Annotated in this window: 17 protein-coding genes and 1 tRNA gene; 9 read left to right on the top strand and 9 right to left on the bottom strand. The window is 68.6% G+C overall.

Features of this window, described 5'->3' with window-relative positions:
• Positions 1-32 precede the first annotated feature (32 nt).
• The 4 genes from FE811_RS01510 to FE811_RS01525 all read left to right on the top strand — a co-directional run bounded on the left by FE811_RS01510 (position 33) and on the right by FE811_RS01525 (position 3,940).
• Positions 33-1,256 carry a glutathionylspermidine synthase family protein gene (locus tag FE811_RS01510; protein WP_116220933.1) on the top strand — a complete coding sequence of 408 codons (1,224 nt, stop codon included), beginning with the start codon at positions 33-35 and terminating at the stop codon, positions 1,254-1,256.
• Between the two features lie 2 nt (positions 1,257-1,258).
• Positions 1,259-1,879, top strand: a complete 621-nt coding sequence (locus FE811_RS01515) for a DUF1190 domain-containing protein (protein ID WP_116220932.1) — start codon at positions 1,259-1,261, stop codon at positions 1,877-1,879.
• Positions 1,880-2,067: 188 nt separating this feature from the next.
• Positions 2,068-2,706 carry a bifunctional 4-hydroxy-2-oxoglutarate aldolase/2-dehydro-3-deoxy-phosphogluconate aldolase gene (gene eda, locus FE811_RS01520; protein ID WP_114535978.1) on the top strand — a complete coding sequence of 213 codons (639 nt, stop codon included), beginning with the start codon at positions 2,068-2,070 and terminating at the stop codon, positions 2,704-2,706.
• Between the two features lie 13 nt (positions 2,707-2,719).
• The gene (locus FE811_RS01525; protein WP_166435491.1) at positions 2,720-3,940 is read left to right on the top strand and encodes an MFS transporter; all 1,221 of its coding nucleotides are present in this window, start codon (positions 2,720-2,722) and stop codon (positions 3,938-3,940) included.
• Positions 3,941-3,985: 45 nt separating this feature from the next.
• On the opposite strand, the gene FE811_RS01530 is transcribed toward FE811_RS01525, so the two are convergent.
• The 5 genes from FE811_RS01530 to FE811_RS28110 all read right to left on the bottom strand — a co-directional run bounded on the left by FE811_RS01530 (position 3,986) and on the right by FE811_RS28110 (position 8,348).
• On the bottom strand, positions 3,986-5,194 hold the full coding sequence (locus FE811_RS01530; RefSeq protein WP_114535988.1) for a beta-ketoacyl synthase: 1,209 nt from the start codon (positions 5,192-5,194) through the stop codon (positions 3,986-3,988).
• 137 nt (positions 5,195-5,331) lie between these two features.
• Complete coding sequence (locus tag FE811_RS01535; RefSeq protein ID WP_116220930.1) at positions 5,332-5,592, bottom strand: acyl carrier protein; 261 nt, start codon at positions 5,590-5,592, stop codon at positions 5,332-5,334.
• Between the two features lie 47 nt (positions 5,593-5,639).
• A complete protein-coding gene (locus tag FE811_RS01540) occupies positions 5,640-6,734 on the bottom strand; it encodes a UDP-3-O-(3-hydroxymyristoyl)glucosamine N-acyltransferase (RefSeq protein WP_116220929.1) in 1,095 nt (364 codons plus the stop codon).
• 26 nt (positions 6,735-6,760) lie between these two features.
• Positions 6,761-7,684 carry a murein L,D-transpeptidase gene (locus FE811_RS28105; protein WP_255469574.1) on the bottom strand — a complete coding sequence of 308 codons (924 nt, stop codon included), beginning with the start codon at positions 7,682-7,684 and terminating at the stop codon, positions 6,761-6,763.
• Positions 7,662-8,348 carry a hypothetical protein gene (locus tag FE811_RS28110; RefSeq protein ID WP_255469572.1) on the bottom strand — a complete coding sequence of 229 codons (687 nt, stop codon included), beginning with the start codon at positions 8,346-8,348 and terminating at the stop codon, positions 7,662-7,664. The genes FE811_RS28105 and FE811_RS28110 overlap by 23 nt, the downstream gene beginning before the upstream one ends.
• A gap of 333 nt (positions 8,349-8,681) precedes the next feature.
• On the opposite strand from FE811_RS28110, the gene FE811_RS01550 reads away from it, so the two are divergent.
• Complete coding sequence (locus FE811_RS01550; RefSeq protein WP_036760631.1) at positions 8,682-9,242, top strand: DUF882 domain-containing protein; 561 nt, start codon at positions 8,682-8,684, stop codon at positions 9,240-9,242.
• Positions 9,243-9,310: 68 nt separating this feature from the next.
• Here the strand turns inward: FE811_RS01550 and FE811_RS01555 are convergent, their stop codons facing one another.
• Positions 9,311-10,063, bottom strand: coding sequence for an SseB family protein (locus FE811_RS01555; RefSeq protein WP_116220927.1), 753 nt, complete (start codon positions 10,061-10,063; stop codon positions 9,311-9,313).
• Entirely contained in the window at positions 10,047-10,655 is a 609-nt protein-coding gene (locus tag FE811_RS01560; RefSeq protein ID WP_244294918.1) for a uracil-DNA glycosylase family protein, read from the bottom strand. Before FE811_RS01560 ends, FE811_RS01555 begins: the two co-directional genes overlap by 17 nt.
• Before the next feature lie 203 nt (positions 10,656-10,858).
• Here FE811_RS01560 and FE811_RS01565 point away from each other — a divergent pair, with 203 nt between their 5' ends.
• Genes FE811_RS01565 through kdsA form a run of 3 tightly spaced genes read left to right on the top strand, consistent with a single transcriptional unit; the run spans position 10,859 to position 14,074 of the window.
• Positions 10,859-11,512 (top strand): ABC transporter ATP-binding protein, encoded by a 654-nt coding sequence (locus tag FE811_RS01565; RefSeq protein ID WP_072462460.1) that lies wholly within the window; start codon positions 10,859-10,861, stop codon positions 11,510-11,512.
• Complete coding sequence (locus tag FE811_RS01570) at positions 11,496-13,244, top strand: capsule biosynthesis protein (RefSeq protein WP_116220925.1); 1,749 nt, start codon at positions 11,496-11,498, stop codon at positions 13,242-13,244. Before FE811_RS01565 ends, FE811_RS01570 begins: the two co-directional genes overlap by 17 nt.
• Positions 13,241-14,074: a 3-deoxy-8-phosphooctulonate synthase gene (gene kdsA, locus FE811_RS01575; protein ID WP_036760622.1), complete on the top strand. Its 834-nt coding sequence runs from the start codon at positions 13,241-13,243 to the stop codon at positions 14,072-14,074. Before FE811_RS01570 ends, kdsA begins: the two co-directional genes overlap by 4 nt.
• Here the strand turns inward: kdsA and FE811_RS01580 are convergent, their stop codons facing one another.
• Complete coding sequence (locus tag FE811_RS01580) at positions 14,075-15,283, bottom strand: NAD(P)/FAD-dependent oxidoreductase (protein ID WP_116220924.1); 1,209 nt, start codon at positions 15,281-15,283, stop codon at positions 14,075-14,077.
• Between the two features lie 96 nt (positions 15,284-15,379).
• Here FE811_RS01580 and FE811_RS01585 point away from each other — a divergent pair.
• Positions 15,380-15,454 (top strand) — tRNA-Gln (locus FE811_RS01585).
• Between the two features lie 219 nt (positions 15,455-15,673).
• Here the strand turns inward: FE811_RS01585 and FE811_RS01590 are convergent.
• Positions 15,674-15,934: a helix-turn-helix domain-containing protein gene (locus FE811_RS01590; protein WP_166435399.1), complete on the bottom strand. Its 261-nt coding sequence runs from the start codon at positions 15,932-15,934 to the stop codon at positions 15,674-15,676.
• Positions 15,935-16,088 lie beyond the last annotated feature (154 nt).

Consider the following 16,088-nt stretch of genomic DNA (forward strand, 5'->3'; position numbering starts at 1 on the left):
GCCCCGTCCTATCTCGGGCGGAAGGAGAGACCATGGAAAAACGCACCCTTCCCGAGCGACCCGGCTGGCGCGACGAGGCCGAGAAGCTGGGCTTCAGCTTCGCCGACATGGGCGGCGAGCCCTATTGGGACGAAACCAGCGCCTATCGCTTCACCCTGCGCCAGGTCGAAGAGGACATCGAGGCCCCCGCGACGGAACTGCACGCGCTCTGCCGCGAGGCGGTGGACCGCGCCGTCCGCGACGAATCCTGGCTGACCCGGCTCGACATCCCGCGCGAGCATTGGGATCTGGTCGCCGCCAGCTGGGCGCGGGGCGAGCCCGAGCTTTACGGCCGCATGGACCTGGCCTATGACGGCCATGGCCCCGCGAAGCTGCTGGAATACAACGCCGACACCCCGACATCGCTCTACGAATCCGCCAGCTTCCAATGGCTCTGGTTCGAACAGCAGCGGGCGGCGGGGGTGCTGGATGCCGATGCCGACCAGTTCAACAGCATCCACGAGGCGATCGTGGCGCGCTGGACGCAGATCTGCACCGACGGCGAAGAGGTGCATTTCACCGCCGATCCCGACAACCCCGAGGATTACGCCACCGTCGAGACCCTGGCCTGGGCCGCGCGCGAGGCGGGCCTGGGCGCGCATTTCACCGCGCTTTCCCAGATCGGCCTGACCGAGGAGGGGCAATTCGCCGACGACCAGTCCCGCGTCATCGGCACGCTCTTCAAGCTCTACCCCTGGGAGGACATGCTGCGCGACGACTTCGCCCGGCACCTGCAAGGCTCCGGCACCCGCTTCATCGAGCCGCCCTGGAAGGCGGTGCTGTCGAACAAGGGCATCCTGCCGCTCCTATGGCAGATGTTCCCCGGCCACCCGAACCTGCTGCCCGCCTTCTTCCTGGCCGACGTCGAGGAGGCGATGGCGGGCGGCAGCCCCGCCCCCGAGCTGGCCCCGGCCTTCGAGGCCGCGCGCGAAACCCTGGCCCAGGGCCATGTGACCAAGCCGATCTTCTCGCGCGAGGGCGCGGGCGTGGTGATCCGCGAAGCGGGCCGCGAGGTGGCGCGCACCGGCGACGACAGCTATTCGCATCACCCGATGATCGTGCAGGGCCTGGCCCGGCTGCCGGATTTCGGCGGCTTCCACCCGGTGCTGGGCGCCTGGATCGTGGGCGAGACCTGCTGCGGGCTCGGCCTGCGCGAGGACCGCTCGCCCATCACCCACAACCTGTCGCGCTTCAAGCCGCATTTCATCGAGGGCTGACCATGACCGACCGCCTCCCCCGCAAACGCTCGCGCCATGTCGCGCTGGTGCTGGCCGGAACCGCGACCCTGGCGCTGGCCGCCTGCGAGGACGACCGCATGGACGCGCAAAGCTTTCCCGACCTGGAAAGCTGCATCGCCGCCAGCAAGCAGGAAACCCTGTGGTTCACCGAAGAGGACTGCCGCCAGAACTTCGCCGCCGCCCAGCAGGAATTCCTGGAAACCGCGCCGCGCTACGAATCCAAGGAGCTGTGCGAACAGGAACATGGCGTGGGCAATTGCGGCGGCGACCCGGCCCAGGAACAGCAGGCGCAGGGCTCGGGCGGCGGGTTTTCCTTCATGCCGCTGCTGGTGGGCTACATGATGGGCTCGATGCTGTCGCGCGGCGGCGGCATCTTCTCGCAGCCGATGGTGAACACGGCCGACGGGCGCTATTCCACGCCCAAGGGCGACCAGAGCTTCGCCAGCAACCGCGGCGCGGGCAAGGTGCCGGCGGCAGCCTTCCAGCGTGCGCCCTCGACCATCGGCAAGCCGCCGATGAGCGCGGCCCAGGTCAGCCAGCGCGGCGGCTTCGGCGCCTCGGCCACCGCCCGCTCGGGCGGGCGCAGCAGTTTCGGCGGCTGAAGCCTTTCTCCGTTGCCGAAATACCCTCGGGGGTGAATTGCGGCCTTGCGCCGCAAGAGGGGGCGGACAGCCCCCTGTCCTGCGCCGGCCCACCCCGCCCGCGGCAAGTTAACGCTAACACGAACCCTTGCGCAGCGGCGCGGAAAAGCGCAACCTGCCGCGAGATTTCCGCAAGAACGAGGCCCGCCATGACCCCCGAACAGCAATCCCGGAACACCCGCGCGCTTTGCGAACTCGCCCCGGTGATCCCTGTCCTGGTCGTCGGCGATGCGACCCGCGCCGAGGGGCTGGCGACGGCGCTGGTCGCCGGCGGCCTGCCGGTGCTCGAGGTGACGCTGCGCACCCCCGCCGCGCTCGATGTGATCCGCGCGATGGCCAAGGTGCCCGGCGGCCATGTCGGCGCCGGCACCGTACTGACCCCGGACGATGCGAAGCGGGCCAGGGACGCCGGCGCCAGCTTCGCCGTCTCGCCCGGCCTGACCGAGCGGCTGGCGCGGGCCTGCGAGGAGATCGGCCTGCCGCTCCTGCCCGGCGCCGTCACCGCCTCCGAGGTGATGCGGGCGATGGAACTGGGCTATTCCATGCTGAAATTCTTCCCGGCCGAGGCGGCGGGCGGGGCGAAATCGCTGAAATCCCTGGCCGGTCCGCTGCCGCAGGTCAGCTTCTGCCCGACCGGCGGCGTGACCTTGCAGAACGCCCCCGACTACCTGGCCCTGCCGAACGTGGTCTGCGTCGGCGGCAGCTGGATCGCGCCCGACGCCGATGTCGCCGCCAGCGACTGGGCGGCGATCGAGACCCGCGCCCGCGACGCGCGCACGCTGCGCTAGACCCGCCATGGCGATGACCCTGGCCGAGGCAGACCCGATGCGCCGCGCCTGGCGCAATGTCATCGTGCTGTTGCTGGCGCAGGCGCTGCTCGGGGCGCAGATGTCGATGATCTTCATCGTCGGCGGGCTGGCCGGCCAGATGCTGACCCCGAACCCCTGCATCGCCACCCTGCCGCTGTCGATGATGATCCTGGGCTCGGCGCTGTCGGCCCGGCCGCTTTCGGGCTTCATGCGCCGGCACGGGCGGCGGGCGGGGTTCCTTCTGTCCTGCGGCTCGGCGGCGCTTGGGGCGGCCATCGCCGCCTATGCCCTGGCCAGCGGCAATTTCTGGCTGTTCACCGCCAGCGCGCTCTTTACCGGGGTCTACATGGCGGCGCAGGGATTCTTCCGCTTCGCCGCCACCGATTGCGCCCCGCCCGAGTTCCAGTCGCGCGCCATCTCCTGGGTGCTGGCGGGCGGGCTGGCCGCCGCCTTCACCGGCCCGCTGCTGGTGCGCTGGACGGCGGAAGTGACCGCCATCCCCTTCCTGGCCACCTATGCCGCGATCATCGGGCTGAACCTGCTGGGCCCGGTGCTTTTCGCCTTTCTCGACATTCCGCGCCCGCCCGCCCCTGCCCAGGGCCATTCCCAGGGCCGGCCGCTGGGCGAGCTTCTGCGCGTGCCGCAGATCGCCGTGGCGATGATCTGCGGCATGGTCTCCTATGCGCTGATGAACCTGGTGATGACCTCGGCGCCGCTGGCGGTGGTGGGCTGCGGCTTTGCCACCGCGGATGCGGCCAACATCGTCTCGGGCCATGTGCTGGCGATGTTCGCGCCCTCGTTCTTCACCGGCCACCTGATCGCCCGCTTCGGCGCCACCCGCATCGTCATGGTCGGCCTGGCGATCCTGGCGGGCGCCGGGGCGGTGGCGCTGTCGGGGGTGGACCTGGCGCATTTCTACATCGCCATGATCCTGCTCGGGCTCGGCTGGAACTTCGGCTATATCGGCGCCACCGCCATGCTGACCCGCGCCTATCGCCCCGAGGAGCGCGAGCGGGTGCAGGGCCTGAACGACGCCATCGTCTTCGGCGGGGTGTTCCTGGCCTCGCTGTCCTCGGGCGGGCTGATGAATTGCATGGGCGGCTCGGCCCAGGCGGGGTGGAGCGCGGTCAACCTGGCCATGCTGCCCTTCCTGGTGCTGGCGGGCGGTGCGCTCCTGTGGCTGATGCTGCGCCCGCGCGAAGTGGCACGCTAGGGCGGCCTGACCCGCCCGCCCCACCTGCGGCGGGCGGCACCCGACCTAGGCCTTGCGCAGCGCGATCACCGCGTTCAGCCCGCCGAAGGCGAAGGCGTTGGACAGCACCGCCTCGACCCTGGCCTCGCGCGCCTCGTTCGGCACCACGTCCAGCGCGCATTCCGGGTCCGGCTCCTCATAGCCGATGGTGGGCGCGATGACGCCGTCGCGCAGCGCCATGATGCAGGCCAGCAGTTCGACCGCGCCGGTGCCGCCGATCAGGTGGCCGTGCATGGACTTGGTGGACGAGATCATCAGCCGGTCGGCGTGATGGCCGAAGGCATGGGCCACAGCGGCGCATTCCGTCTTGTCGTTCGCCGCCGTGCCGGTGCCATGGGCGTTGATATAGCCGACCTCCTCGGGGCGCATATGCGCGTCCAGCATGGCGCCGGTGATGGTGCGCTCGGCGCCGATGGCCGAGGGCATGACGATGTCCTGCGCATCGGCCGACATGGAAAAGCCCACCACCTCGGCCAGGATGTCGGCGCCGCGGGCGACCGCGTGTTCCCAATCCTCGAAGACGAAGACGCCGGCCCCCTCGCCCTGCACCATGCCGTTGCGGGTGGCCGAGAACGGGCGGCAGGCGTCCTTGGACATGACGCGCAGCCCTTCCCAGGCCTTGACGCCGCCGAAGCACAGCATCGCCTCGGACCCGCCGGTCAGCATGACGGTCGCGGCGCCCGAGCGCACCATGTTGAAGGCCAGGCCCATGGCGTGGTTGGAACTGGCGCAGGCGGTGGCCACGGTGAAGCTGGGGCCCAGCAGCCCGTATTCCATGCTCAGATGCGAACAGGCCGCGTTGTTCATCAGCCTGGGCACGACGAAGGGATGGACGCGGTTCTTCCCCTCTTCATAGACGGTGCGGTAATTCTCGTCCCAGGTGTTCATGCCGCCGGCAGCGGTGCCCAGCACCACGCCCGAGCGCAGGCCCAGCTCGCCCTCGAAGACCAGCCCGGATTGCGCCACCGCCTCGCGCGCGGCCAGCAGGGTGAACTGGGTGAACTTGTCGTAGAGGACGATCTGCTGGCGGTTGAAATAGGTCTCGGCCTCCCAGTCGCGGACCTGGCCGCCGATGCGGATCGCCAGCCGCTCGACGTCGCGGAACTCCAGCGGGCCGATGCCGCAGCGCCCCTCGCGCATGGCCTCCAGCGTCGAGGGCACGTCGCGGCCAAGCGCGTTGACCGTGCCCATGCCGGTGATGGCGACGCGGCGCATGCCGTTGGCATGCCGCCCCATGATGACGCGGCCCAGCATGGTGCGGGCGATCTTGGTCGCGTTCTTGACCTTGCCCTTGACCTTGCCGGGCTTGCGTTCGGATTTGGGCGTTTTCTCGCCCTTGGTCCTCTTGGCGTTCATGCCTTTTCAGCGACCAGCTTTTCCACGGCGGCAATGATGGCGCCGAGGGTCGAGATGTCGAAGTCGGATTTCTCGGGCTCGTTGGCGTTGAAGGGCACCGAGATGTCGAAGGCTTCCTCGATGGCAAAGATGGATTCGACCAGGCCCAGGCTGTCGATGCCGATGTCTTGCGGCGACATCTCGAGCTTCAGTTCGGACGGATCCAGCATCGCCTGTTCTGCGACGATCTGGATGATGCGATCGCGGATTTCTGTCATCTCGGCCTCCGTTCTGTCCCGGTCAGGGGCGATTACATGCGGGAATGCTATTCCACGCCGCCCTTGTCGAGCAGTTTCTTAACAGTTTCGCGAAGCTCGGCCACTTGCGCGTAAAGCCGTGGCAGGCGGCGGATGTTCTTCTGCGCCTCGACATGGGCCTCCATCTTGACCGCCGGGCTACCCAGCAGCACCCGGCCGGCGGGGGCGTTGGTGAAGATCTTGGTCGCGCCGCCGGCGATCACGTCGTCGCCGACGAAGATATTGTCCGAGACCCCGACCTGCCCGCCCAGCACCACGCGGTTGCCGATCCGGGCCGAGCCGGCGATGCCGACCAGGCCGCAAAGCAGGCAATCCTCGCCCACCAGGCAATTATGGCCGACCTGCACCAGGTTGTCGATCTTGGTGCCGCGGCCGATGCGGGTGGCGCGGATGGTGCCGCGGTCCACGGTGGAATTGGCGCCGATCTCGACATCGTCGCCGATCTCGACCCCGCCCAGCGAATGGATGCGGGTCCAGTGCTGCTGGCGGATCTCGGCCCGCTCGCCCAGGGACTGCCGGATCTCCTCGACCCCCGATTTCTCGGGGGTGACGAAGGAAAACCCGTCCGCGCCCAGCGAGACGCCGGGGTTCAGGATCACCCGGTGGCCGATGGTCACGCCATGGGCGATGCGCACGCCGGGATGGATCAGCGCGTCGCGGCCGATCACCGTATCCGCGCCGATCGAGACATGCGAGGCGATGCGCGCCCCCGCCCCGATCCGCACCCGCGCCCCGATGACCACGAAGGGGCCGATAGCGGCATCCTCGGGCAGTTCGGCCGTCGGGTCGATCACCGCGCTGGGATGGATGCCGGGGGCGATGCCGGGGCCGGGATCGAAGGCGCGGGTCAGCCCGGCCATGGCCAGCCGCGGCCGGCCGACCAGGATGGCGGCGCGCAGCCCCAGCGCCTCGGGGTCGGCCCCCTCGGCCAGCAGCGCCATGCCGCCCGGCGCCAGCTTCTCGGCATAGGCGGGCGAGGTGGCGAGCGCGATCTGGTCCTCGCGCGCCTGGCCGGCCTCGGCCGCACCGTTGACGAGCAGGCTGCCGTCGCCCCAGAGGCGGGCATCGAGTGCGCGGGCCAGTTCAGCGATGGTCAATGTCATGCGACTCCCCTTTGCTTGGGGTTCATCTATTCATCCGGGCCGGCGGAATCCAGCCCGGCCTTGGCCAGGGCGGCATGGATCAGCGCGTCGCGGCCATAGATGTCGGGAAAGCGGCGGATCTGGCCGGTCTCGTCGGGGAAGGCGGTGAAATAGACCAGATGCACCGGCACCGGCGGGTGCAGGTTCAGATAGGTCTCGCGCCCGGATTTCAGCGCCTTGGCAAAGACCGCCTCGGGGCTTTCGACCTGGCCCTTCAGCAGCTCATGCGCCAGGTCGACGGGGCGGCCGACGCGGATGCAGCCATGCGAATAGGCGCGGCTCGACTGGTTGAACAGGTGCTTGGTCGGGGTATCGTGCAGATAGATGTTCCAGGGGTTGGGGAACATGAACTTGACCTGCCCCAGCGCATTGTCGTCGCTGGGTTTCTGCCGCATGTGATAGGGAAAGGTCTTGGCGCTGTATTTGCGAAAGTCGATGCGGTCGCGCGGGATGACGTTGCCGGCCCCGTCCACCACGTCCAGATGGGAAACCGCGTGGCGGTTGGCCTGCAGCCGCGGCAGGTATTCCTTGACGGTGATCGAGCGCGGCACGTTCCAGCGCGGGTTGACCACCATGTATTTCATCGTCTCGCTGAACTCGGGCGTCTCGAATTCCTGGTTGGCCTTGCCGATGACGACGCGGGTCTCGAAGACCTCGCGGCCGTTCTCGTAGATGCGGGCGTTGAACTCGGGCAGGTTCACCCAGACGTGGCGGGCGTTCAGGTCGTGGCCGGCCATCCAGCGCATCCGCTCCAGCGCGACCAGGATCGCCTCGGCCTCGGGGCCGGTGCCGCGGTTGAGCCGCGCGACCGTGCGCGGCCCGGCCACCCCGTCGGCCGGCAGCCCCGCCGCCTGCTGATAGGCGGCGACCACCTGCGCCAGCGCGCCGTCATAGGTCAGCGGGCTGCCCATGGGCGCCGCGGCAAAGCCGACCGAGGCCAGCCGCACGCGCAAGGCCGCGACGGCGGCGTCGCTGGTCCCCTCGCGCCACAGCCCCTCGGGCACCGGCGGCGCATCGGCGGGCGCCACCAGCTNCCTGGCGCAGCGCCTCGTAGCGCGGATCCTGCGGCGGCAGGGCGGCCAGCATCGCCGCCGGATCGTCGGCGGCGGCAAAGGCGCGCAGCAGGTCGCCGGTGCGCGGGCGTTGCACCTCGCGCTTGATCCCCGGCTCGACCTTGCGCGGATCGAGGATCCCGCCCGACACGTCCCGGCTCCAGTCGGCAAAGGCGCGGGCAAAGCGGATCTCGTCCTCGACCGTATCGGCGCCGGCGCCGCCCAGCCTGCGCAGCGCGGCCTGGCGATAGCGCGCGGGCGGCAGGCCGTGCGAGGCCGCCTGCCCCAGCGCCTCGATCAGCGCGGCCCGGCGCAGGGCGCCCTCGGCACCGGCGAAGATCGGCTTCAGCCCGTTCGTGCCATAGAAATCCGCAAGGCCCGGATGGTCGGCGACCTGCTCGGCCAGCCGCATTTCCCTTTCGGAAAAGCTCAGCCGCGGCGCCGGAAGCGCGGCCACGGGCGCGGCATCCAGCGCCTGGGCCGCGGCAGCCCCCGGCATGGCCAGAACGGCCGCAACAACCATCACGCGAATCAGCCCAAAAGAGCGCACCTGACATTCCCTTCAACACCTGCGGCAAATCTTCGCATCCGGGCGGATTCCGGTCCAGCGAGGCGGGTTTTTTGTTGCATCACTGATGCAGCGTGAACACGGCCGCGCAGAAACATTGGATTTGGTTCCGAATCGCGCGGATTTCGGCGGATTCTCGCCGAGAATGGCAGAACTTCGCCGCCCCTGGAACGAAAAGCTTCCCACCGCTCGCGCGCTGGTGACATAGTCTTAACCGGTTCCGGCTAAACCGGACCGCGCCGTTTCAACGGACGGCAAGAACAACGAAAGCAGGACAGGCGATCTGACATGACGTTCGAAACTCTCTCGCGTCGGGGCATCCTTGGCGTCTTCGCGGCGACCACGGTGGCAGCAGCGCCGGTTATGGCCAATGCCTTCGGTCTGCTGCGGGGTGCCGGCGACATCCGCCGCATTCGCATGTATTCGGGGCGCACGGGCGAAAGCATCGACACGGTTTACTGGGTCGAAGGCAAGTATATCCGGGATGCCTTGAATGAAATCAACATCTTCATGCGCGACTGGCGGACGGGCCAGGCCATCGGAATCGATCCGCGCACGGTTGACATCGCCGCAGCCTCGCACAGGCTGCTGCAAACCAACGAACCCTACATGATGCTGTCGGGCTATCGCTCGCCCAAGACCAATGCGATGCTGCGCTCGCAATCCTCGGGCGTCGCGCGCAACTCGCTGCACATGGTGGGCAAGGCTGCGGACCTGCGCCTGAAGTCGCGCTCGGTCTCGCAGATGTACAAGGCCGCGGCCGCCTGCAATGCGGGCGGGGTCGGCAAATATTCGCGCTCGAACTTCGTCCATATGGACTGCGGCCCGATCCGCCACTGGGGCGCCTGACTCGCGACCGATCAACTTCCGGTGATCACGCAAAGACCCGCCCGCTTGGGCGGGTTTTCGTTTGCCTGCTAGCGCAGCCGCGGCGGGGCCGAGGGATCGCGCCGCACCGGTTCGGGCGCCGGCGGCGGGGGCGGCGGCTCCAGGATCAGCGCGCCGGCGGGCAGGTCCGGCTCGGCAAAGCCGATGTCCACGCCGCCGGGCAGTTCGGGCAGGAAGGCCAGCAACTCCGCCAGGGCCTTGGCCACCGCGGCCTGATGCGCCGGCTCGACGCCCGACAGGATCAGCGCATGGCCCTGCCGCCCGTCGCGCCATTCGGCGGCGACCAGGGCCAGGCGGCCGACCAGCCCGGCCATGTCGCCCAGCCGCTGCGCCAGGGGCTCGGCCAAGAGCGCCACCGCCTGGGGCGAGGGCGCGCCCAGGCGCCGCGCGGCCTCGTCCGGCGCCATGCTGGGCCGCGCCTCGAGCGCCCGCACCAGCCAGGCCAGCACCCCGGCATCCAGCATCAGCTGCGAGCCATGGCCCGGATTGACCAGCAGGCCCCGCCCCTCCTCGGCCAGGGCGGCGGCAAGCACGCGGCCCGGCAGGGCAAGATAGGCGACGGGACCGCCGACGAAACCGGCCAGCCGCTCCTCGCGGTCGCAGGCCAGGGCAAAGCGGCCCTCGGGCAGGTCGAACAGCCGCAATTCGGCGCGGTCGTCGGCCGGCTCGGCCAACAGCGCGACGAAAAGCTCGGTATCGGCCAGGCGCGACAGGATGCGCGACCGGGCGGGCGCATCGGCCTCGTGAAAGGGAACCTGGCAAAGCTCATCCAGCGGGGTCATCGGCTTCTCTCAACAGGGCGGCAACGGCGGCGCGCAATTCCGGCAGCAGCTCGGCCTGGAACCAGGGATTGCGCCGCAGCCAGCCGGTATTGCGCCAGGACGGATGAGGCAAGGGGAAGATGTGCGGCGCATGATCGCGCCAGCCGGCGACGGTCGCCGTCACCCCGCCGCGCGCCGCGGCCCGCAGGTGCCAGCGCTGCGCATGGCCGCCGACCAGCAGCGTCAGGTCGGGCCGCAGCTCGGCCATGACGCGCGCGCGCCAGGTCTGCGCACAGATCGGCGGCGGCGGCAGGTCAGCACCCTTGGCGTCATAGCCGGGAAAGCAGAAGGCCATCGGCACGATGGCGATGCGCGCGCGGTCATAGAACTCGGCCTCGGACACGCCCATCCAGTCGCGCAGCCGGTCGCCCGAACGGTCGGCAAAGGGCCGCCCGGCCAGATGCACGCGCATGCCCGGCGCCTGGCCGACGACCAGGATGCGCGCGCCGGGCCGGAACCAGGCGACGGGGCGCGGGCTGTGCCGGGTCGCCGTCGCGGCAAAGCGCGGCGCACAGAGACGGCAGTCGGAAATCTCGCGAAGAAGGCTGGGCATGCCTGGCAGATAGGCAGCCCGCCGACGGCAGAAAAGGGCCGGCATTCACGATATATCAAGCATTGATCGCCATGGTGGACAGCGCGACCCGCCCGGCATATGGTCCGGCCTGCCGCGGCCTGGGGTGTTTTCGGTCGGCGGCGGGAACTGTGTATGTCGTAACCATTACCATTCCGCGCCCGCGCGCGGACCAGGACGGCCAGATGATCGAATTCGACAACGTCTCCAAATCGTTCTGGACCGGCACGCAACGCAAGGTGATCCTCGACCGCGCCTCGTTTCGGATCGAGCTGGGGCGGTCGATGGGCATCCTGGCCCCCAACGGCACCGGCAAGACCACGATCATCAACATGATGTGCGGGCTGGAAAAGCCCGACGAGGGCACGATCCGCACCGAATGCCGGGTGTCCTTTCCGCTGGGCTTCATGGGCGGCATCACCTCGTCGCTCAGCGCCAACGAGAATGCGCGCTTCATCGCCCGCATCTACGGGCTGGACCCGGATTACGTCGAGGCGTTCTGCCGCTGGCTGACCGACATCGACGAATATTTCGACATGCCGGTCGGCACCTACAGCGCCGGGATGCGGTCGCGCTTCACCTTTTCGCTGATGCTGGCGCTGGAGTTCGACGTCTACCTGATCGACGAGGGCATGCCCAGCACCACCGACCCGGAATTCAACCGCAAGGCCGGGACGGTGCTTTACGAACGCCTCAGGTCGGCGACGGTGGTCGTCGTGTCGCACCAGGCGCAAACCATTGAAAAATTCTGCAATTCCGCTGCCGTCCTGCGCGACGGCAAGCTATACCAGTTTGAAACCCTCGAAGAGGCGAAGCAATATTATGACTACACCGCCTAAGGCGCGCGCCTATCGCACCCGCCGCGAGGAATCGGTGCTGGCCGTCGGCCAGGAACCCACGGAGACCGCAAAGAAGCCCAAGGTGAAGGTCGAGGTCAGGAAAGGCGCCGAGACCCCGACCCAGGACGCGGAACGGCTTTTCGCCACGGCCGACGACGGTTTCGGCGACATGCGCTTTCCCGGCGCGGCGCCGCGGCCGGCCGATCCGCCCCAGGATGCGGCAGCCCCGGACCAGCCCCCGATGGCCGAGCGTATCGCCGCGGTGCGGGCGGAAAACCTGACCGATCGCCAGCTGCGCATGGCGCGCCGCATCGCCGCCATGCACGAGATCGAAGCCGCCTCGGATCACGAGGCGGTGGTCCTGCTGCGCGACCGCGGCATCGACCCGTTCCACCGCGCCTCCGTCAGCAGGATCCTGTCGGAAGAGGGCGCGCGGGCCCAGGCGGCGGCCGAGGCGGCCGGCACCACCATGCCGGTGCCGATGCGGGGGGATCGCACGCCGCCCCGCCGGCGCGGGACCGAGATCGCGCCGCTGCCCCCCGGCACGACCAACCTGCCCTCGCGCGAGGAACTGACCGAGGACCGCCGCGCCGCCGAGATCATCCGCATCCAGCAGGACATCGCCCGCCGCCGCCGCCGCAAGCTCCTGATGCTGTTCGCGCGCCTGGCGGCCTTTGTCGGGCTGCCGACGCTGGTCGCCGGCTGGTATTACTTCTTCGTCGCGACGCCACTTTACGCCACCGTCTCGCAATTCCAGATCCAGCAGGCCGATCAGTCAAGCTCGAGCGGGCTGGGGGGCCTGTTCGGCGGCACGCAGCTGGCGACCAATACCGATTCGGTGTCGGTGCAAAGCTACCTGACCTCGCGCGATGCGATGCTGCGGCTCGACCGGGATCTGGGCTTCAAGCGCGCCTTCCAGGATCCGGCCATGGACCCGATCCTGCGCCTGGCGCCGGATACGACGAACGAACAGGCCTACAAGCTCTATCGGAACTCGGTCAAGATCGGCTACGATCCGACCGAGGGCGTCATCAACATGGAGGTGATCGCCCCCGATCCCGAGCTCAGCCAGGAATTCTCGCTGGCGCTGATCAAATATGCCGAGGGCCAGGTGGACCAGATGACCGCGCGGCTGCGCGAGGACCAGATGAAGGGCTCGGTCGAGAGCTACCAGGAGGCCGAGGAAAAGGTGCTGCTGGCGCAGCGCCGCGTCCAGGAGCTGCAGCAAAGGCTGGGCGTGCTGGACCCCGCGGCCGAGGGCGGCGTGATCATGAGCCATATCGCCGAACTCGAGCGCCAGCTGGCGGAAAAGAAGCTGGAGCTGGGCCAGTTGCTCTCCAACCAGAGCCCCAATGCCAGCCGCGTCGCCGGGGTCAAGGGCGACATCGGCCGGCTGGAGGAGATGCTGGCCGAGACCCGCAGCCAACTGACCGAGGGCAGCACCGCCCGCGGCTCGCTGGCCACCATCTCGGGCGAGATCCGCATCGCCGAATCCGACCTGCTGACCCGGCAGGAATTGCTGGCCGCCGCCGCCGCGCAGATGGAAACCGCGCGGATCGAGGCCAACAAGCAGGTGCGCTATCTCTCGCTCTCGGTCGCGCCGGTCCCGCCGGACGAGGCGACCTATCCCAAGGCTTTCCAGAACACGATCGTGGCTTTCCTGGTGTTTTCCGGCATCTACCTGATGCTTTCGCTGACCGCCTCGATCCTGCGCGAACAGGTATCCTCATGAATCATGTCCAGATCGGCAACGTCACCTTCGGCAACGACCGCCCCCTTGCGGTGATCGCGGGCCCCTGCCAGCTTGAAACCCTCGATCATGCGCTGATGATCGCCGAGACCGTGGCCGAGGCCTGCGCCAAGGCCGGCGCGGGCTTCGTCTTCAAGGCCAGCTACGACAAGGCCAACCGCACCTCGCTGACGGGCCGGCGCGGCATCGGCATCGACGAGGGGCTGCGCATGCTCGACGAGGTGCGCCGCCGCATCGGCTGCCCGGTGCTGACCGACGTGCATGACATCGAGCAGGCACGCCTGGCCGGTTCGGTGGTGGACGTGATCCAGATCCCCGCCTTCCTGTCGCGCCAGACCGACCTGCTGCTGGCGGCGGGCGAGACACCGGCGGCGGTGAACATCAAGAAGGGCCAGTTCCTTGCCCCCTGGGACATGCCCAATGTCGCCGAAAAGGTCGCCTCGACCGGCAACAAGCGCATCCTGCTGACCGAACGCGGCGTCAGCTTCGGCTACAACACGCTGGTCGCCGACATGCGCAGCCTGCCGATCATGGCGCGGACCGGCTGGCCGGTGATCATGGATGCGACCCATTCCGTGCAGCAGCCGGGCGGACAGGGCGGTTCCTCCGGCGGGCAGCGCGAATTCGCGCCGGTCATGGCGCGGGCGGCGGTGGCGCTGGGCGTGGCCGGCGTCTTCATCGAGACGCATCAGGATCCCGACAACGCCCCCTCCGACGGGCCGAACATGATCCATCTGGAACGGATGCCGGCGCTGATCGCCTCGCTGATGCGCTTCGACGCGCTGGCCAAATCCGACCCGGTGATGGGCTGATCAGCCGGCCGCAATGGCCCTGGCCGCGGCATGGGCCGAGGCCCAGGCCCATTGGAAATTATAGCCGCCGAGCCAGCCGGTGACATCCACCACCTCGCCGATGAAATAGAGGCCGGGAACGGATTTCACCTGCATGCTCCGCGAATCGAGCGCCCGCGTATCGACCCCGCCCACCGTGACCTCGGCCGTGCGCCAGCCTTCGGTGCCGACCGGGCGCAGGGCCCAGCGATTCACCCGCGCCCCCAGCCGGTCGAGCGTCGCGTTGCCCTGATCGGCCAGCCGCGCGCCGACCAGCCCTGCCTCGGCAGCGATGGCCTCGGCCAGCCGCGCGGGCAGCCAGCGCGTCAGGGCCGAGGCCACGGCCATGCGCCCGCCCTGCCCGCGGATCTCGCGCAGCGCCGCGGCGACATCCGCATCGGGGGCCAGGTCGACGGCGATCTCCTCTCCCGGCCGCCAGAAGCTCGAGATCTGCAGGATCGCCGGTCCCGACAGGCCGCGATGGGTAAAGAGCAGCCCGTCGCGAAAGCGGGTGCGCCGCCGCCCGGCGCCATGGCTGACCTCGGCGGCGACCGACAGCCCGGCCAGCGGCCGGCAAAGGTCCAGGTCCTGCTGGGCGAAGGTCAGCGGCACCAGCCCGGCCCTTGGCTCGGCCAGCGCCAGCCCGAAGCGGGCGGCGATGTCATAGCCGATCCCCGTGGCACCCATCTTGGGGATCGACTTGCCGCCCGTCGCCACGACCACGCGCCGCGCCGCCAGCGGCCCTCCTGGGGTGGCGACCACGAAGCCGTCGCCTGCCCGCTCCACCCCCGCGACGGCGGTCCCGAGCCGCAATTCGGCGCCGCGCATTCGGTGCAGCAGCATGTCGATGACCTGCCGGGCGCTGCCGTCGCAGAACAGCTGCCCCAGCGTCTTTTCATGCCAGGCGATGCCCGCCCGATCCACCAGGGCGACGAAATCCCCAGGCGTGAAGCCCGCCAGGGCCGAGGCGGCAAAACGCGGGTTGCCCGAAACGAAGCGATCAAGCCCCGTCGCCAGATTGGTGAAGTTGCAGCGCCCGCCGCCCGAGATGCGGATCTTTTCGCCCGGCGCACGGGCGTGATCCAGCACGACGATCCGCCCCGCCCGCTCGCCTGCCTGCCACAGGATCGAGCCGGCGCAGAAAAGTCCGGCGGCCCCGGCACCAAGAATGACTGTATCGACCTGTTCCATGCCGGGCGCATAGAACTCCGGCGCGGAAGCCACAAGATTTTTCCGTTTTGCCTCTTGCACCCCCCCGTCGGCTTGGCTAGATACGCCTCCACAAGTTGGGGCGTGGCCAAGTGGTAAGGCAACGGTTTTTGGTACCGTGTACCGTAGGTTCGAATCCTACCGCCCCAGCCAAATCATCCAAGTCTTTGAGGAGATGGGATTTTCCTCCCTTAAGGACAGGATCTTTCCGAACCTTTTTGACGGGATAGCCTAGATCGGCTCGTGACCTGCCTCGTGATGCCGATTGGGCAACGAGCGTGGTTATGCCCCAAGAGATGCCCCAAGTTTACGTCTAGGAGGTCAGGTGAGAGTGCCGAGACCTTGTTGCGTGCTTGATCTGTTGATGCCGCCCTATTCAGGAAGCCGCCTCTCTCCTTGATCGTCGCCCTCGGCTTCGGCGATCATCGCGGTAAGATTCGTTTCCAGGGCATCGGCCAGCGCCTTCATCGTGGCAAGGCTGGGCTGGTGCTTCCCGCTCTCAAGCAGCGACACGTAGCGCATGCTCAACCCCGCCCGGAATGCGAGTTCCTCCTGTGAGAGGCCCCGGTCCTTGCGATGCCTGCGCAGCACCCGCGCATAGACCATGAGAAAGGCGTCGGGGTTGGTATCCATCCCCGCGCACAAGCAAGACTTATCCCTCTTGCTCTATGAAGTATTCTGTGAAAAATCGGATTTCAGGAAGTATTTGATGAATCAACCCCATCGCCATAGCTGACACGGTCAGCTAGCGGTCAACTATGGTGTCAACGGCGGAGTAAAACCCGGC

The organism is Paracoccus sp. FO-3, from assembly GCF_006386455.1.
In the GTDB taxonomy this organism is placed as follows: Bacteria; Pseudomonadota; Alphaproteobacteria; order Rhodobacterales; family Rhodobacteraceae; genus Paracoccus; species Paracoccus versutus.